24 protein-coding genes are annotated in these 24,009 nt (G+C 63.6%); 21 read left to right on the forward strand and 3 right to left on the reverse strand.

All coding sequences use genetic code 11. The features are described from left to right. Positions 1 to 68: 68 nt before the first annotated feature. The 11 genes from BMZ79_RS15170 to BMZ79_RS15220 all read left to right on the forward strand — a co-directional run bounded on the left by BMZ79_RS15170 (position 69) and on the right by BMZ79_RS15220 (position 12,475). Complete coding sequence (locus BMZ79_RS15170) at positions 69 to 530, forward strand: chemotaxis protein CheX (RefSeq protein WP_090641379.1); 462 nt, start codon at positions 69 to 71, stop codon at positions 528 to 530. Between the two features lie 104 nt (positions 531 to 634). After that, positions 635 to 1,408 carry an SDR family NAD(P)-dependent oxidoreductase gene (locus BMZ79_RS15175; protein ID WP_090641381.1) on the forward strand — a complete coding sequence of 258 codons (774 nt, stop codon included), beginning with the start codon at positions 635 to 637 and terminating at the stop codon, positions 1,406 to 1,408. 32 nt (positions 1,409 to 1,440) lie between these two features. Then, the gene (locus BMZ79_RS15180) at positions 1,441 to 2,916 is read left to right on the forward strand and encodes a DEAD/DEAH box helicase (RefSeq protein ID WP_090641382.1); all 1,476 of its coding nucleotides are present in this window, start codon (positions 1,441 to 1,443) and stop codon (positions 2,914 to 2,916) included. 1,073 nt (positions 2,917 to 3,989) lie between these two features. Continuing rightward, positions 3,990 to 5,075 (forward strand): Gfo/Idh/MocA family protein, encoded by a 1,086-nt coding sequence (locus tag BMZ79_RS15190; protein ID WP_090641385.1) that lies wholly within the window; start codon positions 3,990 to 3,992, stop codon positions 5,073 to 5,075. Beyond that, positions 5,068 to 5,877: a sugar phosphate isomerase/epimerase family protein gene (locus tag BMZ79_RS15195; RefSeq protein ID WP_090641387.1), complete on the forward strand. Its 810-nt coding sequence runs from the start codon at positions 5,068 to 5,070 to the stop codon at positions 5,875 to 5,877. The genes BMZ79_RS15190 and BMZ79_RS15195 overlap by 8 nt, the downstream gene beginning before the upstream one ends. A gap of 83 nt (positions 5,878 to 5,960) precedes the next feature. Beyond that, a complete protein-coding gene (locus BMZ79_RS15200; RefSeq protein WP_090641388.1) occupies positions 5,961 to 6,974 on the forward strand; it encodes a LacI family DNA-binding transcriptional regulator in 1,014 nt (337 codons plus the stop codon). A 44-nt stretch (positions 6,975 to 7,018) separates the two neighbouring features. Further along, positions 7,019 to 7,975: an ABC transporter permease gene (locus BMZ79_RS15205; protein ID WP_143088962.1), complete on the forward strand. Its 957-nt coding sequence runs from the start codon at positions 7,019 to 7,021 to the stop codon at positions 7,973 to 7,975. An 18-nt stretch (positions 7,976 to 7,993) separates the two neighbouring features. Continuing rightward, positions 7,994 to 8,965, forward strand: a complete 972-nt coding sequence (locus tag BMZ79_RS15210) for a carbohydrate ABC transporter permease (RefSeq protein ID WP_090641391.1) — start codon at positions 7,994 to 7,996, stop codon at positions 8,963 to 8,965. 49 nt (positions 8,966 to 9,014) lie between these two features. Continuing rightward, the gene (locus BMZ79_RS15215) at positions 9,015 to 10,979 is read left to right on the forward strand and encodes a type 2 periplasmic-binding domain-containing protein (protein WP_143088963.1); all 1,965 of its coding nucleotides are present in this window, start codon (positions 9,015 to 9,017) and stop codon (positions 10,977 to 10,979) included. Then, positions 10,928 to 11,230, forward strand: a complete 303-nt coding sequence (locus BMZ79_RS33620) for a hypothetical protein (RefSeq protein ID WP_143088964.1) — start codon at positions 10,928 to 10,930, stop codon at positions 11,228 to 11,230. Before BMZ79_RS15215 ends, BMZ79_RS33620 begins: the two co-directional genes overlap by 52 nt. 81 nt (positions 11,231 to 11,311) lie before the next feature. Beyond that, positions 11,312 to 12,475: an S-layer homology domain-containing protein gene (locus BMZ79_RS15220; RefSeq protein ID WP_256252760.1), complete on the forward strand. Its 1,164-nt coding sequence runs from the start codon at positions 11,312 to 11,314 to the stop codon at positions 12,473 to 12,475. A gap of 49 nt (positions 12,476 to 12,524) precedes the next feature. On the opposite strand, the gene BMZ79_RS34700 is transcribed toward BMZ79_RS15220, so the two are convergent. Continuing rightward, a complete protein-coding gene (locus BMZ79_RS34700) occupies positions 12,525 to 12,818 on the reverse strand; it encodes a hypothetical protein (RefSeq protein WP_218154695.1) in 294 nt (97 codons plus the stop codon). Between BMZ79_RS34700 and BMZ79_RS15225 the strand changes: the two genes are divergently transcribed. Both BMZ79_RS15225 and BMZ79_RS15230 read left to right on the forward strand, forming a co-directional pair. Beyond that, a complete protein-coding gene (locus BMZ79_RS15225; protein WP_090641588.1) occupies positions 12,796 to 13,566 on the forward strand; it encodes an ABC transporter ATP-binding protein in 771 nt (256 codons plus the stop codon). The two genes, BMZ79_RS34700 and BMZ79_RS15225, sit on opposite strands and share 23 nt — an antisense overlap. Next, positions 13,550 to 14,794, forward strand: coding sequence for an ABC transporter permease (locus BMZ79_RS15230; protein ID WP_090641396.1), 1,245 nt, complete (start codon positions 13,550 to 13,552; stop codon positions 14,792 to 14,794). Before BMZ79_RS15225 ends, BMZ79_RS15230 begins: the two co-directional genes overlap by 17 nt. Before the next feature lie 137 nt (positions 14,795 to 14,931). Here the strand turns inward: BMZ79_RS15230 and BMZ79_RS15235 are convergent, their stop codons facing one another. Then, complete coding sequence (locus BMZ79_RS15235) at positions 14,932 to 15,657, reverse strand: sulfite exporter TauE/SafE family protein (RefSeq protein WP_090641397.1); 726 nt, start codon at positions 15,655 to 15,657, stop codon at positions 14,932 to 14,934. Between the two features lie 265 nt (positions 15,658 to 15,922). Further along, positions 15,923 to 16,444: a GNAT family N-acetyltransferase gene (locus tag BMZ79_RS15240; RefSeq protein ID WP_090641399.1), complete on the reverse strand. Its 522-nt coding sequence runs from the start codon at positions 16,442 to 16,444 to the stop codon at positions 15,923 to 15,925. A 288-nt stretch (positions 16,445 to 16,732) separates the two neighbouring features. Here BMZ79_RS15240 and BMZ79_RS15245 point away from each other — a divergent pair, with 288 nt between their 5' ends. The 8 genes from BMZ79_RS15245 to BMZ79_RS15280 all read left to right on the forward strand — a co-directional run bounded on the left by BMZ79_RS15245 (position 16,733) and on the right by BMZ79_RS15280 (position 23,994). Beyond that, a complete protein-coding gene (locus tag BMZ79_RS15245; RefSeq protein ID WP_090641400.1) occupies positions 16,733 to 17,611 on the forward strand; it encodes a LysR family transcriptional regulator in 879 nt (292 codons plus the stop codon). 253 nt (positions 17,612 to 17,864) lie between these two features. Further along, the gene (locus tag BMZ79_RS15250; protein WP_090641401.1) at positions 17,865 to 18,743 is read left to right on the forward strand and encodes a transporter substrate-binding domain-containing protein; all 879 of its coding nucleotides are present in this window, start codon (positions 17,865 to 17,867) and stop codon (positions 18,741 to 18,743) included. A gap of 21 nt (positions 18,744 to 18,764) precedes the next feature. Further along, a complete protein-coding gene (locus tag BMZ79_RS15255) occupies positions 18,765 to 19,550 on the forward strand; it encodes an amino acid ABC transporter permease (RefSeq protein WP_090641403.1) in 786 nt (261 codons plus the stop codon). Further along, a complete protein-coding gene (locus BMZ79_RS15260; RefSeq protein WP_090641404.1) occupies positions 19,551 to 20,261 on the forward strand; it encodes an amino acid ABC transporter permease in 711 nt (236 codons plus the stop codon). Beyond that, positions 20,258 to 21,010, forward strand: a complete 753-nt coding sequence (locus tag BMZ79_RS15265) for an amino acid ABC transporter ATP-binding protein (protein WP_090641405.1) — start codon at positions 20,258 to 20,260, stop codon at positions 21,008 to 21,010. The genes BMZ79_RS15260 and BMZ79_RS15265 overlap by 4 nt, the downstream gene beginning before the upstream one ends. Before the next feature lie 21 nt (positions 21,011 to 21,031). Further along, positions 21,032 to 22,063 (forward strand): LLM class flavin-dependent oxidoreductase, encoded by a 1,032-nt coding sequence (locus BMZ79_RS15270; protein ID WP_090641407.1) that lies wholly within the window; start codon positions 21,032 to 21,034, stop codon positions 22,061 to 22,063. Between the two features lie 122 nt (positions 22,064 to 22,185). Further along, positions 22,186 to 23,361, forward strand: coding sequence for an amidohydrolase (locus BMZ79_RS15275; RefSeq protein ID WP_090641408.1), 1,176 nt, complete (start codon positions 22,186 to 22,188; stop codon positions 23,359 to 23,361). Positions 23,362 to 23,514: 153 nt separating this feature from the next. Next, on the forward strand, positions 23,515 to 23,994 hold the full coding sequence (locus BMZ79_RS15280; RefSeq protein ID WP_090641409.1) for a DinB family protein: 480 nt from the start codon (positions 23,515 to 23,517) through the stop codon (positions 23,992 to 23,994). Positions 23,995 to 24,009: the final 15 nt, after the last annotated feature.

Below are 24,009 nucleotides of genomic sequence, written 5' to 3' on the forward strand. Positions count from 1 at the left end.
GCCTAAGTATTCCTGTATACTTGTAATGAGTTTGAAAGAAATCGTCGAAAAGGGGCGCTATCCTGAAGATGAAGGCTGAATATATCAATCCCTTCTTGGAGTCCGCTAAAATCGTGATCGAACAAGTGATTCAAATCAGACCTTCTACCGGGCAGCTCGGCATCAAAGACATCAAATTCGTCGAAAACTACATATGGATTCAAATCGGCATCAACGGTCAAATGAACGGCGATATCGTGTTCGGTTTAAGCGAGCAGGTGGCGCTCAAGATGGTTTCCGCCATGATGGGCGGCTATGCCATCGCCGAGATGGACGAGATGGGCAAAAGCGCGATCTCCGAGCTCGGCAACATGATCAGCGGCAACGCCAGCACGATGCTGTACAATCAAGGCGTGCGGGTGGACATCACCCCGCCGAAAGTCATGCATTCGGCTCAGTCCGCCGGCTTCGCCGCGACCAAAGCACTGACGATCCCGCTCATCATGGATGGGATCGGCGAACTGGATATTCAGGTTCTTCTTGCATCGTAGCATGATTTCAAGCTCCCGTGGGAGCTTTTTTTCTTGTCCGGAAAGACGCGGCCCTTTTGCCTATTCGTACCGGTTGCGCTACACTTAAGGACAGGTGATGCTACGTGCTGAAAGGGAAAATCATCGTCATAACCGGCGCGGCGAGCGGCATCGGCGCGGAGACGGCCAGACAGCTGGCCAAGCATGGCGCCATGCCGATCCTGACCGGCCGCAGCAAGGCCAAGCTCGAACGGACGTCTCGCTCGATCGAAGGGCCGCACGGCGTTTACGAGATGGACGTGACCGACGACGGCGCCGTACGGACTGTCCTTCCGGAGATCGCGGCCGCGTACGGACGTCTCGACGTGCTGCTCAATAATGCGGGCTTCGGCGTATTCGAGACGCTCGAGGACACGCCCATCGAGCGATTCGAGGCGATGATGGACACGAATTATATGGGCATCGTCCGCTGCACGAAAGCGGCCGTTCCCATCATGCGCGCCCAGGGGAGCGGGCATATCGTGAACGTCGCGTCCATGGCCGGCAAGCTGAGCACGGCCAAAGCGTCCGGCTATGCCGCGACCAAGCACGCGGTGCTGGGCTTTACGAACGCCATCCGGCCGGAACTGGCCGGCTTCGGCATCGCCGTGTCGGCCGTCAATCCCGGCCCGATCGACACGCCGTTCCTGAACGCCGCCGATCCGACGGGAGCGTATTTCGACCGGTTGAAAGGCTTCATGCTGAAGCCGGAACAGGTCGCCGCGGCGATCGTGCAGGTAATCCGGAAACGAAAGCCGGAAGTCGATCTGCCGCGGTCGGCCGCGATCGGCATTCGGATCTACGGCCTGTTTCCGCGGTTCGCCGACCGGGTCGCGGGACGCTGGCTGAACCGCAAATAAGCATACGAGTCACATGAGGAGTTTGATAAACCGTGTCCTGGGAACCATTACAGCTGCAGCCGCAGCTGATCGAAGCATTGCGAAGCCACGATATCGCGTCGCCGACGCCGGTGCAGGCGGAGACGATTCCGCTGCTGCTCGCGGGGCATGATCTTTCCGCCCGGTCGCAGACCGGCTCGGGCAAGACGCTGGCCTACATGCTGCCGGCGCTGGAGAAGGCGGATCCGGGCAGCGATACCGTGCAAGTCATGGTCCTTGCGCCGACGCAGGAGCTGGCCATGCAAATTTTCCGCGTCGCGGAGACGTACGGCGAAGCGCTCGGCGTCAAGGCGCAGCAGCTGATCGGCGGCGCCTCCATGCAGCGTCAGGTCGAGAAGCTGCGCGAGCATCCGCAGCTCGTCGTCGGCACGCCGGGCCGCATCCACGAGCTGGTGAAGGCCGGCAAGCTCAAGCTGCACGCCATTCGGCTCGTCATCATCGACGAAGCCGATCAGGTCTTTAATTTGGGCTCGACCGTCGAAGTCGAATCGCTGCTGAAAGGCATGCTGCGGGACCGGCAGATCGCGTTCTTCTCGGCGACCCGGCCGCAGGCGATGGCCGACGTGGAGGCGCGATGGATGCGCGAGCCGCGGCAGGTGGACGTGGAGCGCCAAACGGGCGGCCGCGTCGACCACTATTATCTCGTCTGCGACAAACGCGACAAGGTGGATACCGCGAGGCGGCTCGTTCGGCTGCTGAAGCCGGCTTCGGCGCTGCTGTTCATTAACGAAACCGACGAAATCGCGAATTACGAGGCGAAACTGAGGTACGAGGGGTTCACGGTGGAAACGCTGTACGGCGACGCGGATAAGCAGCGGCGCGCGGCCACGCTGGCCAGGTTCCGCGACGGACGGATTCAGATTCTGCTCGCGACGGACGTAGCGGCGCGGGGGCTCGACATTGCGGACCTGCCGCTCGTCGTCCATCTGGATCCGGCGCTGGATGCCGACCATTACGTGCACCGTTCCGGCCGTACGGGCCGAATGGGCAAATCCGGCACGGTCGTATCCATCGTGACGCGGAACCAGCTGTTCATCATGGACAAGTTCCGCAAGCAGCTCGGCCTCGACCTGCGCGAGAAATCGATGTACCGCGGGAAGTTATGGACGCCGGGCGAGGAGAAGGGCCGCGCCGACGAAGGCGACCGCCGCGAAGCAGCGGGACGCCGCGGGGCCGAGGGCGGACGCCCTTCGGAACGGCGCGGCGACGGCACGCCTGCCCGCGTCGCCGACGGCGGCGCCGGAATCGCGGCGCGCAGGGGGGCGTCCGGTCAGCCGGCGCGCGGGGCAGCCGCGCAATCCGGCGGCAGGGCTGCCGGCCCCGGCGCGGGGGCAGCCCGCGAAACGGGCCGAAAGCCGGCGGCACCGGCGGCGAAGCCCGCCAAGTCCAAGAAACAACTGGAGCAGGAGCGCAAAAACAAAGGCGCGCCGAAATGGCTGAAGGCCAAACGAGACGGCGCGCCGGAGTAGACGGCGCATCAGCAAATCGCGCAGCAGCAAAAACCGGAAAGGGCCATGAGGCCATTCCGGTTTTTTGTCGTGGTCGCGGGAAGGTTGCGGAAGATCGCTCGCAAGATGGTCGGGAGGGAAGTCGGAGAAAGGCCGCGAGAAGATCGCGGGAAGTCGGAGAAAGGCTGCGAGAAGATCGCGGGAAGGTGGAGAGGAAAGTCGGAGGAAGGTTGCGAGATGATCACGAGAAGGCGAAGGGAGAAGTTGCGGGAGGTTCGCGGCAAAATCACGTGAGGGTCACGGGAAGGTCGAAAGGAGCTCGCGTGATTGCCGCGTGAAGGGAAGGACACGGGCTGGTCACGAGCAGGTCTTGATGAAGGACACGGCAAGATCACGCGCAGGTCACAGGAAGATCGCGGGACGGTCGTGCGAAGAGGAGAACCGCAAGCGGAGTCACGGATCGGCCGCGCCGGTCGGCCCTTCCGCAAGACGCTTCCGGCGCCTCCGAACCGCTGCCGCGCAGGCGAGTGAAACGATTCAACAACCTTCTTCGCCGCCAAGAGGCAATCCCAAGATTATCGCGCATTCCCGCAGGTTTGCCTAGTTAGCCGCATAAGTGAAATGGCTGGTGAAACGCCTGTTTTCGTGCCCGGGCACACAATATGCTGGCTCGATCGCGATTACTCGTCGTTTGTCAGGATCGGCGATTTCACTATACGATAGCGCTTACAGAAGCACGCTTGGACTGTTTCATGTCAGTCGGAGCAAGGAAGCGGGGGGCCGAATGCGCTTGAATCAGTCATAATCGAATCGTTTCACAAATCCATCGCATGCCGGGTCATCACAACCGGAATGCTCGCCTGCCGATGTCACCGGCGTCCGTGTCGATCGCAATCGCATTCGATCGCAGTCGGTTTCTGCCGCATCATCGGACTCGGTTTTGTTCGGATTTCTGCCTCATTCCATTTTGATCACATTCGGGTTCTATCGGCAATTCGGGTTCTATCGGTCAGGTTCCTTCAACACTCGGATTTTTTCGGATTTCGAATGCCATCCGTTCGAGTGCTATCCCATCCCATGACGAGGTGACGACAATGCGGTTTTATTTAATCGGGGCGGGCGTCATTAACCGCACCCATGCGGAAGCGATTTACAAATTGGACGGCGAGGAGACCGTCGAGATCAAGGCGGCCGATCCCAATCCCGCGGCGCTGGCCGGGTTCTTGGAGCGTTTCCCGGAAGCGGAGGGCTACGCGGATGCCGGGGCCATGCTGGCGGAGCCGCCGCGCGAGGACGACATCGTCATCGTCGGGACGCCGCCGTTCACGCATTTTCCTTTGTCCTCCATGGCGCTGGCGTCCGGCCGGCACGTCCTCTGCGAGAAGCCGCTCGTCATGAACCGCGCCGAAGCCGAGGCGCTGCTCGCGGCGGCGCAGGCGCATCGCCGGCTGCTTGGCTGCTGCAGCGTCCGGTTCCTCGACGTGCCGAAGACCGAGGAAGTGAAGCAGCTGCTGAACGACGGCACGCTGGGCGACGTGTACAAAATATCGTTCGTCTTCCGCGGCCAGCGCGGCCGGCCGGGCGTCGAATACCAGCCGGAGAGCCGCTGGTTCCTGGACCGCGCCAAAAGCGCCGGAGGCATCGTGATGGACTGGGGCCCTTACGATGTGGCGGTGTTGAACGATCTGCTGCAGCCGCAGCGCATCGAGGTAGCCGCCGCGTGGACGAGCAAGCCGGAGACGGACATCGACCCGACGGACACGGTGTACGATATCGAGGGCCATGTCGGCGCCATGCTGAAATTCGTGCGGGACGACGGCCGGTCGGTGTGGGTCCAGTACGAGCGCGCGTCGTGCACGCATGGCGAACCGCATGCCTTCGTCGAGATCGAAGGCACGAAGGGCGCGGTGAAATGGTCGCCGTATTTCGAGACGGACCGGGTTCTCGTCAAGACCGACCGTGGCGGCGAGGTCGAGGCGAAGGAACGCGAGGTGCCGTACGAAGGGCCGATCGGCTACATGGACCATCCCGTGCATTTGTTCCGCCGGAAGGTGAAGGGGCTCGCGTCATCGGCGATCGTAAACGAGCAGGCGGTGTTCAACTTCCTGCAGCTGCTCGCGATCTACGAGAGCGCCGAGAGCGGACGGCCGGTCCGGCTGGGGAGGAACGCGCATGCGTAGCGGCAAAGGCTTCTCGACCGGGCTGTACGGCTGGCAGGCCGAGTATTGGAAGGACGGCCGCGAGCCGGCGCTGGACGAGATCTTCCGCGCCTGCGCGCAGGCCGGCCTGCAGGCGGTCGAGGCCGACCCGACCCCGGACGTGCTCGCGCTCGCCGAGCGGCACGGACTCGCGATATCCGGCGCTTATATCGGTCTGCCGCTCCACGAGCCGTTCGAGCGCTTGAACGTGCAAGCGACCGTGCTGCCGGCGGCGATAAGGCTGGCCGAGGCCGGAGGCACGGACCTGGTGATCAACGCCGATCCGAAGGGCGGCTGGGACGCGCCGCTGCCCAAGACGGAGGACGAGTTCGAGCGTCAGGGCGACAATCTATCGCGCATCGCGACGGCGGCCGGCGGCCTGGGGCTGACGGTCAGCATGCATAACCACGCGGCCGACGGGCACAACGCGGAAGGCGACCTGCGCTCCGTGATCCGGTATGCCGACGGCGCCGTCGGCCTGTGCGTCGACACCGGCTGGGCGCACGTGGCGGGCATGGATCCGATCGGACTGCTGCGCCGGTATCCCGAGCGGATTCGGGCGTTCCATTTGCGCAACCAGATCGGCCGCGTTCCGAGCGAAGAATTGGCGGCGGGCGACATCGACATGAAGGCGCTGCTGCGCGCCGCTTGCGAGATCGGCTACGACGGCTGGCTGACGTTCGAGCTGCTGCACGAGGAAGAGACCCGCGCCAAACGGACGCTCGCGGAAGATACCGCCAGATCCGTCGCGTTCCTGCAAGCCTGCCTGCGGGAGCGTCAATAGGGGCCGAACCCGGCGGCGTGGCCTTTGTTCGACCAGCACCCAAGCATGTCCACGGCACAACCAGACGGAGAGGTACACGACAGATGGCAGCTACGATCAAAGACGTCGCGAAGCTCGCGGGGGTCGCGATTTCGACCGTGTCTTACGCGCTGAACGGTTCGCCCAAAATCAGCGACGAAACGAAACGCAGGGTCGCCCGGGCCGCCGAGGAGCTGAACTACCGCCCGAGCGGCGCCGCGCGCAACCTGAAGAAGCGCAAGAGCGAGACGATCGGCCTCTTCCTGAACGCCCTCGGCGGTCCGTTTTACAGCCAGCTGATCGAAGGCATCCAGGAGGTCGTCGCCTCGTACGATTACAAGCTGATCGTCTCCAGCACCTACGGCGGGGAGAACAGTTCGGCGCACCGGGTGCTCCGGGAGAAGTTCGTCGACGGCGCGATCATCATGGGCTTCGACATCCGCGACAGCCTCATCCTGACGATCGCCGGCAAGTCGCTGCCGATCGTCGTGCTTGACCGGGAATTGAACGCCGACTACGTCCACAGCGTGCGGATCGACGACGAGCAGGGCGCGTACGAGGCCGTGTCCCATCTGATCAAGCTGGGGCGGAGAAAGATCGATTTTCTGAGCGGGCCGGTCGTCGCCTACGACAACGCCAAGCGATTCGCCGGCTACCGGCGGGCCATGGACGAACACGGGCTGCCGTATGCGCGGACGATCAAGGCGCAAGGCCGCTACACCGAGACGACCGGCTACCAGTCGATGAAGCTGATGCTGGCCGCGAACCGGCTGCCGGACGCCGTGTTCGCCGCGAACGACGAGATGGCGATCGGCGCCGTGCGCGCCCTGCAGGAAGCGAATCTGTCGATTCCGGACGACGTGGCGGTCGTCGGCTTCGACAATATTCATCAGGCCTCGTACGTCCGCCCCGCGCTGACGTCGGTCGGCCACTCCCGGTACGAGCTCGGCGCCATCGCGACCCAGTGCCTGTTCCATTCCCCGCGGGAAGGCCAGTCGATCGTCCTGCCGACCGAGCTCGCGATCCGGCAATCCTGCGGGTTCGGCCGCGCGGACGGATCGCCGTCCGCCAACGCCTGATGCCCGCCGCATGACCCGCAATCGGAATACAGGAGGATGATCCCGTGTCAGTCTTAACCGGCAAACGGACCGCTTCGCCCAAGCGAGGCAAACGCTTGAAAACGCAAAACGTCAAGGTGCTCTACCTGTTCCTGCTGCCCGCGCTCGCGCTGACCTTCGTTTTCGCGTACCTGCCGATGTTCTCCAACTACATCGCGTTCCTGGACTACGACTTCAACAAAGGCTGGTTCGGCTTCGGCAGCCCATTCGTCGGCTTCGACAATTTCGCCAAGTTTCTTCACGACCACACGTTCTACACCCTGATCGGGCGCACGCTGCTGTACAGCGTCACGATGATGGTCGCGACGTTCCCGGCTCCGCTCATTCTGGCGCTGCTGCTGAACGAGCTGCGGGGCGAGCGGTTCAAAAAGGTCGTGCAGACGACCTCGTACATCCCGCATTTCGTATCCTGGGTCACGGTGGCCGGACTGTTCTACCTGTTCCTTACCGTGGACGCGACCGGGCTCGTGAACAACATCCGGCAGTTCTTCGACCCCGGCGCGGAGCGCATCTCCTTCATGCAGGACGCGCATAACTTCCTGCCGGTGCTCGTCATCTCGGAGATATGGAAGGAGACGGGCTGGGGAACGATCCTGTACCTCGCCGCGCTGACGACCATCGACCCCCAGCAGTACGAAGCGGCGCAGGTGGACGGGGCGAGCCGGTTCCAGCGCCTGCGCTACATCACGCTGCCCGGCCTCGTGCCGACGATGTGCATCCTGCTCATCTTCTCGCTGAGCGGCCTCTTGGCCACGAACTTCGACCAGGTGTTCAACCTGCAAAACAAAATGATCCGTCTGGATACCGACACGATCGGCGTCTACACCTATTATCAGGGCTTGGTGAGCGGGCAGTATTCCTATTCCGCCGCGGTCGGGTTGTTCCAGGGGCTCGTCTCCTTCATTCTGATCATGGCGACGAACGCCACGACCAAGCGGCTGAGCAACGTCGGCATCATCTAGGGAAAGGAGCTTCTGACGATGCAAGCGACACTCCAAACGGCGGCGAAAGCCCCGGAGAAGCTGGCGATGAAAGGCACGAAAATCCGCCGGACGGCCGGCGAGCGCGCCTTCGACGCGTTCAACGTCATTCTCATGGTCGTCTGGGCGATCACGGCCGTCTATCCGTTCTGGTACATTCTCGTCATGTCCTTCAACACGGGCGCCGACGCGGCGGCCGGCCCGATCTGGTTCTTCCCGCGCGCGTTCACGCTCGAGAATTACGCCTTCGTGTTCCAGTACGACCGGCTGCAGACGGCGTTCGTCGTCACGGCGCTGCGCTGCGCGATCGGACCGGCGCTGTCCGTGTTCGTGACGATGCTGGCGGCGTTCGCGCTGTCGAAGCGGTTCCTGCCGGGCCGCAAGACGATCTTGTTCTTCTTCATGATCCCGATGTTCATCGGAGGCACGATCATTTCGAACTACGTCGTCATCGCGAAGCTGGACCTGCTGAACAACTTCCTCGTGTACGTCCTGCCCGGCGCGTTCGGCTTCTTCAGCATGGTCATCATGCGCACGCACATCGAAGAGCTGCCGGAGGAGCTGCAGGAATCGGCGACGATCGACGGCGCGGGGTACGTCCGCATCTTCTTCCAAATCATCCTGCCGCTCAGCATGCCGATCATCGCCGCGTTCGCCTTCTTCTCGGTCGTCGGCAACTGGCTGGACTACTACACCAACCTGATCTACGTCACCGACCGTTCCTTGAGCACCCTGCAGTTCGTGCTCTACGAGATCATCAACCGCGCCGAAGCGAACACGCTGATCGACTTCACCAAGACGACCGGCGCGCAGCAGCGCCGGCTCATGTCGATGGCCAACAACACCGTGCCGACGCCGGAGGTCATCAAGATGACGGTCATGGTCGTCGTGACGTTCCCGCTGCTGTTCGTGTATCCGTTCTTCCAGAAATATTTCGTCAAAGGCATGCTGACCGGAGCGGTCAAGGCGTAAGCGCCTCGCCGTCCGCGATCGCCATCCAAAAAGGGAGGTTTATCGGGTTATGAGAAAGGGTATCGCGCTTCTAATGACGGTCGCGCTGTCGGCCGCGCTCGCCGGCTGCGGCGGATCGAACGGGGGGACGAACGAGCCGGCCGGCGCGGCGTCCGACGCGAACAAGGGAACGGCGTCCGAGACGAACAAAGGGACGGGGAACGCGCCGGCGCCCGTCGATCCGTCCAGCTTCAAGGAGATGCACCTGGAGGTGCTGAGCCAGCTGCCGACGAATCCGCGCAAGCCGGTCGAAGACCGCCTGACGCCGATCTGGCGCGAGAAGACGAAGGTCATTCCCGACTTCGTCGAAATTCCGGCCAACACGGACTACAAGAGCTGGCTGCAGATGCAGATCCTCGCGAACACCGTGCCGCAGGTCATCGCGAACCAGAACGGCATTGCCGACGACCCGGCCAACATGGAGATGCTGAAGAAAGCCGGCATGGCGCGCGAAATCACGCTCGGCGAGCTGAAGGCGTACATGCCGCTGACCGCCGAACGGCTCGCCGATCTCGGCGTTACGATGGAGCAGTGGTACAAGGCGAGCGTCGATCCGACCGACGGCAAGCTGTGGGCGATCCCGTCGCTGCCGAGCCCGCTGCTGAAGGACGAGTACCGCAACTCCCCGTACGGCGAAGCCCGTCTCGGCAACGGCGGCTACGGGGTCTGGTTCCGCGACGACATTTTGAAGAAGATCTACCCGGACGCCATGAGCGCGGACGAACTGAAGAAGCTCGCGGTCGCGAACAAGGGCAAGCTGTCGCTGGAGCAAATCATGGACATTCCGATCCATAATCTCGACGACCTGCACGATTACTTGACGAAGGTGAAGGACCTGAATCTGACGGAGAACGGCCATCCCATCACGCCGGGACATCTGCAATTGGAAAACTCCCGGGGCGCGCTCTATTGGTCGCTGTTCTCCGCGACGGGACTCAGCCTGAGCCAATCGTACCCGCTCGTCATCAACGAGTCCAAGAACCTGTTCGCGGACTACGAGCTGACGCCGGAGTGGAAGAACTACATCTCGTTCATGAACAAGAGCTTCAACGAAGGGCTGTTCGGCAAGGAATTTTACATCCAGAAGAACGAGCAGCGCGACGCGAAAATCATCAACGGCGAGTACGCCGTCGTCAATATGTGGGCGCCGATCGCCGCCAACCAGGACAAAGTCAAGAAGGCGGGCGGGACCTACAACTGGCGCTATTACCCGATCTTCGCGAGCGAGCTCGATCCGGGCTATCAAGACGCGGCGAACCAATACTTCCCGCTCACGACCAAATGGAATTCCAAGGTCATCAATCCGAAGAAGGTCACCGAGGACCGGATTCCGCAAATTTTGCACTGGATCGATTGGAACGACTCGCTCGAAGCGGCATCGCTCCGCGAGTGGGGCACGCCGGACATGTATACGGGCGACGGCATGGACCGCCGGTTCAAGCCGGAGTACAAGAAGGTCGAGGAATACAAGCTGCTCGGCAAGCAGGACGAGACGGGCGACGGCTGGTATTACGGCATCCAGGGCCAGGACGGCACGATGACGAATCCGGAGGTGTACGGTCTTGCGATGGCGGGAGAAATGGGCTACGTCTACAGCCCGTCCGTCGTTTATCCGTTCAGCGAGAGCAATTACGACCAGTACACGCTCGTGAACCAGGCTTGGCAGCAGCATAACCTGAAGCGCATGTCGCTCTACGCCGAGCTGCCGGTCGACGACGCCACGCAGAAGGCCAAAGCCGATTACGACCAGGTGAGCAACGACGTGAACAACACGATGATCGCGCCGCACAACGATGAGCTCGACAACCTGATCGTGAAGGCGATCACGGGTCCCGTCGGCAAGTTCGACGCCAATTACAAGGCGTACGCGGACGTCCTGGCGGGCAGCGATATCGCGGGCGGGTTGAGCAAGCAGAAGGACGCATGGATGAAGTACTACAACCTGCGCCAAAATTTCCTGAAGAAGCTGAACTGATCGCGGCGTATCGAGGGCTGCCCGCCGGCCGGCGGGGGCTGTCGGTCTTACCGCGCCTGCCGGCGCGGGCGGATGGATTCGCGGAATCGGCGGTGGGTTCCATGTTGCGGATTTTGCCGACATGCGCCGCCTGTTTCCGAGCATTTCGCCGTTCGGTCGACGGTAGCCGCGCCGAACCGATCCGGCATTTTTTTCTCTCGTCACCCCCTGAAAGCATTTACAGCCCCGCGAACGATATGAGCGAACGTTAACTCAGCGGCTCGGACCGCAATCGTGAGGAGAGTGGCAGCATCATGAAAAACGCCATGTTGAAGAAAGCGGCAGTGACTTCGATGGCTTTACTGACTCTGGCGGGAGGCGCGGGCAGCGCGTTCGCCGACGGCAAGGGACACGGCAACAACGGCCAGCACGATAACGGCAAGAACGACGATAAGGGCAAAGGTCCGGCTATCAATCTCCACTTCAAAGACGAAGACCAGCTCAAATGGGCTCTCGAATATATCGTGCGCCTCGCTTCGAAAGGCGTGTTCAACGGCTACGAGGACGGCACGTTCAAGCCGCAGCAAAAGATTACGCGCATCGAGTCCATCGTAGCGGCGGTCCGCCTGATGGGCCTCAAGGACCAAGCGGAATCCGCGACCGAAATGAACACGAAGCTGAATTTCAAGGACGCGGACCAGCTGAAGAAGAAGTATCCATGGGCGATCGGCTACGTCGCCGTCGCGCTGGAGAAGGACCTGTTCTCCGAAACCGAGGATCAGATCCAGGCGGACAAGCCGGCGACGCGCCTGTTCGCGGCGACGCTGCTCGTGAAGGCGCTCGGCCTGGAAGCCGAAGCGAAGGCGAAGAGCAATTCGCAGCTGAATTTCCGCGACGCGGGCAAAATCCCGGCCGGCTCCGTCGGCTACGTGGAAGTCGCGATCGAGAAGAACCTCATCACCGGCTACGAGGACAACACGTTCCGTCCGAACCAACCGGTGACCCGCGCCGAGCTGGCCGCGCTGCTTGACCGGACGGACACGCAGCTGCCGGACCACGACGCGGCCGCCATTACCGGCAAGCTGAAAGCCGCCGCTTCGAACGGCGTCATCACGGTCGTGAAGGCCGACAACAGCGAAGTCGCGCTGGCGCTCGACCCGAACGTGTTCGTCTTCCGCGACAACGTGAAGTCCTCGGTATCCGCGCTGAAGGCGGGCGACGAAGTGCTGGTGCGCACGTACCAAAACAAAGTCGTCTTCCTCGAAGTGACGAAATCGGCGGCCGACCAGCCGGCGGTCACGACGGAGAGCGGCAAATTCAACTCCCTGTCGCTGAACGCGCAAGGCAAAATCGCCACGGTCTCGATCACCAAAGAAGTGAACGGCGGCACGCAGGCATTGGTGCTGAACGTCTCGCCGGACGTGACCGTGGTCGGCAACGCGGCCCTGCTCGAGAACGGCCATGCCGTCGAGCTGACGCTGCTGAACGGGGTCGTCATCTCCATTAAAGTGGTGTAACCGACTAAAGCGGCGTAACCGCCGCTTCGCCGGGGTGCGGCGTTCGACGCTATCCGCGCGCCCATGCGGCTTCGATGCCGCGCGGCGGCGGCATGCCTGATCGGACTTCATGCGGCGTCCGATGCACGTATTCGCCCCTCTCATCATGGCGCGCTGCGCTCTCGCCCCTTGCGGCGCCGATACCGACCGGCCGGATTCGTTTCCGTCCGGTCTTTTTCATGGCCGGGCGGCGGGAGGGCTTCGGTCCGCGGACCGCGCGTTCGTTTTTCATTTCTTCGAAAATTTGGTAGTATTCAGGGAAGAACGAAGAGGTGATCGCGATGAAACCCGTATTGGAGGTCAAAGGGCTGACAGGGGGCTACAGTCCCCGCCGGCCCGTGCTGCACGATTTGAATTTCGAGGTCGCCGAGGGCGAGATGGTCGGGCTGATCGGCCTGAACGGCGCCGGCAAAAGCACGGCGATCAAGCATATTCTCGGGCTGATGCAGCCGCATCAAGGCGAGATCCGCATCGGCGGGCATACGCTCGCGGAGCAGCCCGAGCAGTACCGGCAGGCGCTGGCCTACGTGCCGGAATCGCCGCTGCTGTTCGACGAGCTGACGGTGGAGGAGCATTTGCGCCTGACCGGGATGGCGTACGACGTCGAAGAAGCGCTGTACGAGAAGCGGACGGAAAGCCTGCTGGACGAATTTTACATGCGTCCGAAGCGGGGGGCGTTCGCGTCGCATCTGTCCAAGGGGATGCGGCAGAAGGTCATGATCATGAACGCCCTGCTCGCGCGTCCGTCGCTGTACGTCATCGACGAGCCGTTCCTCGGGCTCGATCCGCTCGGGATCCGCTCGCTGCTCGACAAGCTCGTGGAGGTCACGAAGGAAGGCTCGTCGGTGTTCATGAGCTCGCATATTTTGTCCACGGTGGAATCGTACTGCAGCCGCTTCATCGTGCTGCATCACGGCGTCGTCGTCGCGCAGGGGACGCTGGCGGACGTCTGCGAGGCGGCCGGCATGACGCGCAGCGCCGGCGCCGGCTCGCTGGAGGAAGCGTTTTACCGGCTCGTGACGGACGGGGGATCCGATGGATCGGTCCGTTGAGGCGCTGTGGCGCCGGCGGGCGGGCGCGTTCTGGCGCGAAAGCATCCCCTATTTCCGCGACATGACGCAAAGCGGGCTGCCCGGCGTGGTCATCATGCTGCTGCTCGCGGGCTTGGCCGGATACGCGCTGCTGCTGCGCAACATGCCGGCGAATTTTCCGTTCACCCTGGTCGGGGTGATCGTCCTGACGCCGGTGCTGTGCTGGAGCCCGCTGCGAACGTGGCTGCGCGAGGCGGACATCGTGTTCCTCGTGCCGCGCGAAGCGGAGATGAGGGCGTACCTCCGCCGGTCGTTCCGCTATAACGGGCTGGCCTGCTTCGCCGCGGTGCTGCTCGTCTGCGCGGTCTACATGCCGCTCTATCTCGCCGGGCCCGCGACGACGCCGGCGCTCGTGATCGGCCTCTTCGCGCTGCTGCTCAAGCTGATGAACAGCGGCGCGGCCTGGCGGGAACGGCAGTTGGCTGGTCTCGCGGCACGCCGGACCATCCGCGTGCTCCGCTGGGCCGCGACGGCGGTGGCCGCCGGCGCGCTGCTGCAGACGGAGCTGTGGAAGACGGCGGTTTACCTCGTCGTCGTCGGCGGGCTGTTCGCGCTGCTCTACTCGCGCCTGTCGCGTTATCCGGTGCCCTGGCTCGCGCTGATCGCCGAGGAGCAGACGACCCGCCGCCGGTACATGGCCTTCTTCAGCGCGTTCGCCGACGTGCCGACGGAATCCGCCGCCGTGCGGTCGCGGCGCTACGCGTCCTGGCTGACGCGGTTCGTCCCGTACGGCAAAAGCCGCGCCTTCACCTATCTGTACGCGCACACGCTCGTGCGGACGGAGCTTGGCGGCATCATCCTGCGGCTGACCGGCCTCGGCATGGTTTCCGGGATGCTGTCGGCGTACGCCGGGCTGTGGCAGGGCTGGGGCTCGGCCGCGGTCTGCCTGCTGTTCGTCTGGCTGAGCGGCATTCAGCTTGGCTCGCTGGCGCAGTCGCACAAGCACTCCGTCTGGCGGCTCGTCTATCCGCTGCCGGACCGGACGCGGCACGACGCCGTGCTGCGCGTCGACCGCGTCGCGTCGCTGATCTGCGCCGTGCTCATCTGGCTGCCGCACGGCATCCTGCTGCCGGGACGGGACGGCCTCGCGCCGGCGCTCGCCGCGCTGGCGGTGGCGCTCGTCTACGTGCTTGCGCTGCGCCCGCGGCGGATCCGGAAGCTGCTGACGTTCGATCCGGACGACGACTAAGGCTCCGGTGTTTGCGCCGGAGCTCCCGTGGCGCTGCGCGCCAAAGTCGCTCCCGACCCGAAACCTGCGCGGGACGCGCAGACCCAAAAGCCCCGAGACTTAGCGCTCGGGGCTTTTGGGCGCGTACGCGGCGCGGCCTATGTCAGCGCCGTCCAGAGCATGGCCGCGCCGGAGATTAGGAGCAGCAGCTCCAGCACGTGCCGGTAGGAGACGGCGCTCATGCGGCTCACGAAGCGCTTCGATACGAACGTGCCGAGCATGAGCGAGCTGCCGACGAGGAGGCCTTGCAGGACGACGCTCGGCGGCAGGGCGCCGAGTTCGCGGAACGTCGCCGCTTTGCTCAGGTAGAGGGCGAGCGAGCCGGCGGCTTCCGTCGCGAGGAACGCGCCCTTCGCCAGGCCGTAGGCCGTGAACGCCGGGACGCTGAGCGGCCCCGTCGAGAGGACGATGCCGGTGAGGAAGCCGATGACGGCGCCGGCGGCCGCGAGCTGCCAGAGCCGGATGCGCAGCCGGCGCTTGTCCAGCCAGCGCTTCGCCGGAATCATGGCGAGGAAGAACGCGCCGAGCCCGATATCGACGGCATGCGCCGGCAGCGTCCACAGCGTCCGGGCGCCGAGCGCGGCGGCGGGAATGCCGGCCGCGGCGTAAGCGCCGCACGCTTTCCAATCGATCTCGCGCCGCCACGCCCATACGCGGGAGACGTTCGCCATGATCGCCGCGACCGCCATGATCGGCACGGCCTGCTTGGGCCCGAAGGCGATGACGAGCACCGGCAGCAGCATGATGGACGAGCCCGTCCCGATAACGCCGCTGATCGCGCCCGCCGCGAGGCCGACGAGCAGTACGAACACATACGTTTCCAACCTTCAGCACTCCCGTTTCAACCGTCGGCGGCGCCGACGGTTCTTCGATGTCCACGCTCTCCATCCTACCACGAGACACTTGTCGGCGAGAGCGGAAAATCAACGAGGCCTGTCGGGAGACGCCATGTGCCGCAGACAGCGGAGCGCCAACCATGGGCAGACAACACGTCGCCGTCAACGCGAGAGCAAGCAAGCCGCGGCGCGAAAAAAGCCGGCCAACCCGTCGATCGGGCTGCCCGGCGCATCTTCGGCCGCGGCCGACGTCTCAGAGCGTGGCGGCTTGTTGTTTCACGTTCAGCCGGTAGCCCTTAACGAGCGTCTCGCCGTTATGAATGTCGGTGTCGAAGGCGCGCTCGAAGCCGAGCCGCTCGTAGAGCCGCACCGCGGACGCCATCATGTCCGACGTATGCAGGTTCAGCCAGTCCGCGCCTTGCCGGGCGGCCCGGGCCGCGGCTTCGCGGATGAGCGCCGTCGCGATCCCTTTGCCCCGGTGTTCGGGCGGCACGGCGATCAGGCGGATGATCGGGTTCGCAATGCCGAGCCCCGGATTGCCGTAGGCGGAAGCCGAATCGAGGAAGAGCTGCGCGGAGCCGACGATGCGGCCGTCTTCTTCCGCGACGATCCTGGCCGCGACGCCCGGATTGTCGAAGGAGGCGAGAATGGAATCGCGGTACGCCTCCCACCTCTCCGGAGACAGCGTCTCCGAATATTGCGCATACGCCCCGATGCTAACCCGGACGACCGCGTCGCGGTCCGCTTCCGCCGCATCCCGAATCGTGATTCCCATGGCGAATTCCCCCTGTTCGTTCGGCCCCGCAAGGCGCCTTGTCGTGTAACCCCTACGATACGCTTCAATTCCGAGTAACAAAATAGGGTATATAAAAGTTCAATGAACCGATCGAAAATCCCGATCGATCTCGCCGCCGGAACGATTGCCGACCTGGCGTCATTCTTCCTAAAGCTCCCCCGAAACGCAAGCCGGAATTGACGCCCGCGAAGCAATGGGCTTAGAATACAACTAACTAATTCCAAGTTCGCGCATGCGAATAATAAGCAATGAGGAGCGGATACGGCAATGAACATCGAGAACATCGAGGCCTTCGTCTACGTGAACCATTACGGGAGCTTCAATAGGGCGGCCGAAGTGCTGTTTCTGTCCCAGCCGTCCGTCACCGCCCGCATCCAGACGCTGGAGCGGGAGCTGGACTGCAAGCTCTTCGACCGGCTGGGCAAGCAGATCGCGCTGACCGAGAAGGGGAAGCAGTTTCTCCCGTACGCCCAACAGATCATGCAGACGTTTCAGAAGGGCAAGCTGCACATGCAGCAGCGCAAGACGATCCCGCACGAGCTGCGGATCGGCGCGACCGTCTCCGTGTCGAACTACCTCATTCCGAGCCTGCTTCCCCGGCTCAAGCAGCGTTTTCCGGAAATCCACATCAAGCTGACGACGGCGGGCACGGACGATCTCGTGAACAAGCTGATGGGCAAGGAGGTCGATCTCGCGTTCGTGCGCAAGGTGGCGCATCCGACCCTGATTTCGTATAAATTTTTCGAGGATCCCATCAAGCTGTACGTCTACGAAGGGCATCCGTTCACGCGGAAGGCGGCCGTGCCGATCGAAGAGATCAGCGGCCAGCCGCTCGTCTTCTTCGAATGCGGGTCGCTCGACTGGATGCGGGTGCACCGGGTGTTCGACAGCCTCGACCGCCAGCCGAACATCGAATACTTGGTCGACAATTCCGAGTCGGCGAAGAAGCTGGTGCTCGAGCGCGCCGGCATCTGCTTCCTGCCCGGGCAGTGCGTGGAGGAGGAAGTGCGCGGGCAGCGGTTGTTCCCGATCGAGTTCGAGGAGATGAACGGCATTACGCTGCAGACCAATCTCATCACGCGGGGCGGGGAACATTCGCTGTTCGCGGAATCGCTGCTCGAAATCGGCCGGACGCTCTTCGGCTAATCGCCGGCCGGATGAATCGAGGGCACAAGCGACCGATCGAATCTCTCCATCGACGTATAGAAAATCTCTATTGAAAACCGGATTGACCGGCGGGAAGCGGAATGATAAATTAGTTTCAACCCAAATCCGATTAAATCGATTGGAATTATAAAGTTAAGGACTGCCGGCGATCTACCATACCTGTGGAGGTCCGCGAACGGCTTTATGGCCGGCATGGCCAAGGGAACTTTCAAACACGCGGAGGTAGAGGGACATGAAAAAGACATGGGTCGGCACGGCAGGATTGGCACTGGTGGCGATGGCGGTCACGGTCGCGGGCTGCGGCTCGAAGAACGACGCGAACGAGGCGGGCGCGAACGCGTCCGGCGGCAATAAGCAGACGGACAACGCGGCGGCGGGCGGCGGAAATAACGCGGCGGGCGTCAAAAAAATCATCGTCGGCACGGGCACGCAGTTTCCGAAGGTGTGCTTCCTCGACGCGAACGGCAAGCTGACCGGCTTCGACGTCGAGCTCGTGAAAGAGATCGACAAACGGCTGCCCGGCTACGAATTCGAGTTCCAGACGATGGATTTCTCCAATCTGCTGCTCAGCCTCGAGACGAAAAAGATCGACTTCGTGGCGCACGAGATGGAGCAGAACCCGGACCGGGCGGCGAAGTACCTGTTCAATAAAGAAGCCTATGCGCATTGGAAGACGAAAATTATCGTGCCGAAGGACGCCAAGTCGACCTACGCCGATTTGGACGACCTGAAGGGCAAGAAAGTGCTGACGACCGCGACGAGCGCCGAAGCGACGCTGCTCGAGAACTACAATAAATCGAACGGCGACGCGATCAAGATCGTCTATACGAACGGGGCGGCCAACGACACGGTCAGCCAGCTGACGACGGGCCGCGTGGACGCGACGCTGGGCGCGGACTTCACGCTTTCCCTGATCGATCCGCAGGGCAAGCTGCAATCGGTCGGCGACGCGCTGGAGGAAGCGGACGTGCAGTTCGTGTTCCGCAAGGACGATCCGGACGAACAGAAGCTGGCCGACGCCGTGGACGGCGCGGTTAAGGAAATCAAGGCGGACGGCACGCTGAGCAAGCTGAGCGTGCAATGGCTCGGCGCCGACTACACGCAAAACTAACGTTGGAGGAGGGAAAGGAAGATGGGCGAGAAGTTCGATATCGGCTTTATCTTCGCCTTTATCCCCAAGCTGGCGGGCACGCTGCAGACGACGCTGCTGATCGTGGCCGGATCGCTGCTGACGGGGCTGATCGTCGGCCTGCTCGCGGCGCTGCCCCGCCTGTACAAGGTGCCGGTGCTGCAGCGGATATCGCAGCTTTACGCTTCGTTCTTCCGCGGCACGCCGATCCTGATCCAGCTGTTCCTGTTCTATTACGGCCTGCCGGAAGTGCTGAAGCTCGTTCATCTCGACCTTAGCCGGGCACCCGTGCTGCTGTTCGTGATCCTGACCTACGGCCTGCACACCGGCGCCTACGTCTCGGAGACGATCCGCTCGGCGGTCGCCTCCGTCGACCGGGGACAGGTGGAAGCCGCGTATGCCGTCGGCATGTCGGGCTACCAGGCCTTCACCCGCATCGTGATGCCGCAGGCGCTCGCGATCGCGGTGCCGGTGCTCTCGAACGTCGTCCTGGCGCTGCTGAAGGACACGTCGCTCGCCTTCTCGCTCGGCGTGATGGAGATGACGGGCAAGTCGCAGTCGCTGGCGTCGCTGACGAACCATTTCGTCGAAAGCTACATCTCGCTCGCCCTGATCTATCTCGTCATCAGCATCGTGCTGGAACGGCTGCTGCTGATCCTGGAGCGGCGCCTGCTGCGGCATGAGAGCAAACCGGCCGATTCGTCGCCGCGGCGGGAACGGGCGGGCCGCCTGCGGCAGTTTTTCGCCCGCGAGCGGCGCAATGTCCGATTCGGAGAGGAGGCACGGTAAATGAAGCTCGATCCTTCGTTCATCTGGGAGGCGTTCCTGAAGCTGCTTCCCGTCATTCCGACGACTTTGCTCATTACGGCGGTGTCGGTCCTGTGCGGCTTCGTCATCGGCACGGCGGTCGCGTTCATCCGCATCTACAAGGTGCCGGTCCTGCATCCGATCGCGGCCGCGTACGTCACGTTCATCCGCGGCACGCCGATGCTGACGCATCTGCTGATCCTCTATTTCGGGCTGCCGCTCCTCCTCGACGGCGTCAGCGCGCAGCTCGGACTCGGGTTCCGGTCGGCGTCCATCCCGATGATCGATTTCGCGTTCCTCGCCTTCTCCATCACGGCGGGCGGCTACATGTCCGAGGTGGTGCGCTCCGGCTTGCTGACCGTCAATCGCGGCCAGCTCGAAGCGGCGTATTCCGTCGGCATGACGACGCCGCAGGCGATTCGCCGGATCGTGTTTCCTCAGGCGCTGGCCGCGAGCATCCCGAACCTGGCGAATTCGGTCATCGGCATGCTGCACGCGTCGACGCTCGCGTTTACCGTCTCGGTCGTGGAGCTCTTCGCGAAGGCGCAGATCGTGGCGTCGACGAACTGGAAGTTTTTCGAGGCGTATCTGGCGGCGGCCGTGATTTTCTGGGGATTGACGGTGCTCATCGAACGCGCCGCGCTGCTGCTGGAGAAGCGGATCAATCTGTACAATCGAGGTGGCGTCGCATGATCAAGCTGACGGGCATTACGAAATCGTTCGGCAAGCAGCAGGTGCTGCAGGGCATCGATCTGAAAGTGGAGAAGGGCGAGGTCGTCGTCATTCTGGGGCCGAGCGGCTCCGGCAAAACGACCCTGCTGCGCTGCATCAACTACCTGGAGCGTCCCGGGGACGGCCGGATCGCGATCGGCGATTTCGAAGTCGACTGCGCCCGCGCCGGCAAGAGGGACATCCACGCGCTGCGGGGCAAGACGGCGATGGTGTTCCAGCATTACAACCTGTTCCGGCACAAGACGGTGCTCGAGAACGTCATGGAAGGGCTCGTCGTCGTGCAGCGCATGCCGAAGGAGACCGCGCGCCGGCGCAGCGTCGAGGTGCTGGAGAAAGTCGGCCTCGGCGAGAAGCTGGACGCGTATCCGAGCCAGCTCTCCGGCGGCCAGCAGCAGCGCGTCGGCATCGCCCGGGCGCTCGCGCTGAACCCGGAGGTCATCCTGTTCGACGAGCCGACGTCGGCGCTCGATCCCGAGCTGGTCGGCGAGGTGCTGGCGGTCATCCGCCGGATCGCGAAGGAGGGCATCACGATGATCGTCGTTACGCACGAGATGGGCTTCGCCCGGGACGTGGCGAACCACGTCGTGTTCATGGACGGCGGCGTCATCGTCGAGGAAGGGTCGCCCAAGGAGATGTTCAACCATCCGCGCGAGGAGCGGACGAAGCAGTTTTTGAAACGGATCATGCCGGAGCCGGCCTATTCCATCTAACGTCATCAGGAGGGGAAAGCAATGGGCATTATGTTGAGCATCTTGGATCAAACGCCGATTTATCCGGGGGAGACGGCGACGGAGGCGTTCCGGCATTCGGTGGCGCTGGCGCAGCGGGCGGAGGCGCTCGGCTACCGGCGGCTGTGGGTGTCGGAGCATCACGATTCCGAGCATGTCGGCGGGTCGTCCCCGGAGGTGCTGATCTCGCATCTGCTGGCCAAGACGGAGCGGATCGCGATCGGATCGGGCGGCATCATGCTGCAGCATTACAGTCCGTACAAAGTCGCGGAAAACTTCAACGTGCTGTCGTCGCTGGCGCCGGGCCGCGTCGATCTCGGCATCGGGCGCGCCCCGGGCGGGCTGCCGCGGTCGACGCAGGCGCTGCAGCGCGGCATTCAGGACCCCCCTTCGCTGACGGACAAAATCGTCGAGCTCGAAAAGTTCATCCACGACCGGCTGGAAGCGGACCATCCGCTCGCGGGGCTGAAGGCATCCCCGTCGCCGGAGACGGCACCGGAGCTGTACGTGCTCGGCACGAGCGTCGGCAGCGCCGAGATTGCCGCTTCGCTCGGCTTGCCGTACGTGTTCTCGCAGTTCATCAACGGCGACGAGGAGGTCGCGCTCGCCGCGTTCGCGGCTTACCGCGGACAGTTCAACCGGGAGAGCGGGCGGGAGCCGCAGGCGATCTTCGCCCTGGCCGCCGTCGTCGCGGACACCGACGAGGAAGCGGAACGGCTGGCCGGCGATCATCAGCTGGTCAAGATTCATCTGGCCAGCGGCAAGACGCTGACCGTCGGCACGATCGAACAGGCGGAGGAGTATGGCAAGCAGTCGAACGAGAAGTACCGGATCGAGGTGAAGGCGCCCGAGATTACGAAGGGCGCCAAGGCAACGGTGCGCGCCAAGCTGCTCGAGCTGCAGCGGAAATTCGGCGTGGAGGAGTTCATCGTCACGACGAACGTGCCCGATTTCGGGAAGCGGCTGCGCTCGTTCGAGCTGTTGAAGGAAGCGTTCGCGGAGGTGCCGTCCGCGCCCGCGTCTGAAGCGGTATAACCGGCGAACCGGCGCAGACCGCAGACGGGAAGGAGGCCGGCCGACGCTCGGGACGCGTGCGGAGCGGCTGCGGAAGCGGAAGCGATCGGGCGGCCGATGCCGATCGTAAGGAGGAACGGGACATGGCGAAACCATTGATCGAATATAACCCGGCCGAACTGGAGGCCTGGCTGGTCGCGATTCGGCGCGAGCTGCACCGGAATCCGGAGCTGTCGCTGGAGGAGTACGAGACGACGGCCTCCATCCGGCGCTGGCTGGAGGACGCGGGCGTCCGGGTATTGGATTACGGCTTGCGGACCGGCGTGATCGCGGAAGTGGGCGGGCTGCGGCCGGGGCCGGTCGTGGCGGTCCGCGCGGATATCGACGCGCTGCCGGTACAGGAGGAGACCGGCCTGCCGTTCGCTTCGGTGACGCCGGGGCGGATGCACGCGTGCGGCCATGATTTTCATGCCGCGGCGGTCGTGGGCGCGGCGCTGCTGCTGAAGGCGCGCGAGTCCGAGCTGCGCGGCACGGTCCGGCTGCTGTTCCAGCCGGCCGAGGAGAAGGCCAAGGGCGCGCGGCAGCTGATCGCCGCCGGCGCGCTCGCGGGCGTGAGCGCGGTGTTCGGCATGCACAACAAGCCGGACCTGCCGGTCGGCACGGTCGGCATCAAGGAAGGTCCGCTCATGGCGGCCGCGGACGGGTTCGTCGTGGAGGTCGCGGGGCGCGGCTCGCACGCGGCGGTGCCGGAAGCGGGCATCGATCCGATCGTCGCGTCCGCGCACCTCATCACGGCGCTGCAGACGATCGTGAGCCGCGGCGTCGGTTCGCAGCAGAGCGCGGTCGTCAGCGTCACGAAGCTGCACGCCGGCACCGCCTGGAACGTCATCCCGGACAAAGCGGTGCTCGACGGCACGATCCGCACGTTCGACGAAGGCGTCCGCGAGCATGTGCTGCGGCGGTTCCGCGAAGTGGTCGAAGGCGTAGCGGCGGCTTGCGGCACGACGGCGGAGATCCGCTGGGTGCAGGGGCCGCCGCCGGTGGACAACGACGCGTCGCTCGTGCCGCTCGCGCTGCGGGCCGCCGCGGACGCCGGCTTGGAGGCGGTCGTGCCGACGCCGTCGCCCGCGGGCGAGGACTTCGCGTTCTACCAGCGGGAGGTGCCGGGGCTCTTCGTCTTCATGGGCACGTCGGGGACTCGGGAATGGCATCATCCCGCGTTCGACCTCGACGAACGGGCGTTGCTGCCGAGCGCGCGGTTCTTCGCCGGCTTGGCGGAAGGGGCGCTGCTGGAGCTTGGGGCGCGCGGCGAAGAGTGAGTAGGGATTATGCTTTCGAAGCGTTTTTCAACGAGTCGACATGCGCAGCTCTAGCTTCGCCGAAAAACGAAGTTTATGCTTTCGAAGCGTTTTTCTTAACGAGTCGAAATGACCGACTCTAGTTCTACCGAAAAACTTGAGGAGGGCTCCACTATGACCGCCAACCCCATCGAAACGCTGTTGTTCGACTATTCGGAGCTGCACAAGCAGCTGATGGCGAAGATCGCGAATTTGACCGAAGACCAGCTCACGTGGAAAGCCGCGACGGGCGTATGGAGCGTGACGGAGGTGCTGTCGCATCTGACGGACCACGCGATCGTCGTCGGCTTCCGCATCCGCGAGATTTTAGCGGCGTCGGAGGCGAAGCTCCCGGCCTTCAATCAGAACGCGTGGGTCGCGTCCACGCGCGCGAACGAAAGCGCAGCCTCGGAGATTCTCGCGTTTTACGACGCGTATCTGACGTATAACCTGCACCTGCTGAAGCGGCTTGCGCCGGAGGACTGGGCGAAGACGGGCCTGAACGCCAAGGGCGAAACCGTCTCGCTGCGCGACGTCGTCTGGGGCTTCGTCAAGCACGTGCTGAACCATATCGGGCAAATCGATCGCATCGCGCTGGCTTACGTCGTCGTGTGACCGCGCCGCGGTCCG

The organism is Paenibacillus sp. UNC496MF, from assembly GCF_900113915.1.
Lineage (GTDB): Bacteria > Bacillota > Bacilli > Paenibacillales > Paenibacillaceae > Paenibacillus_Z > Paenibacillus_Z artemisiicola.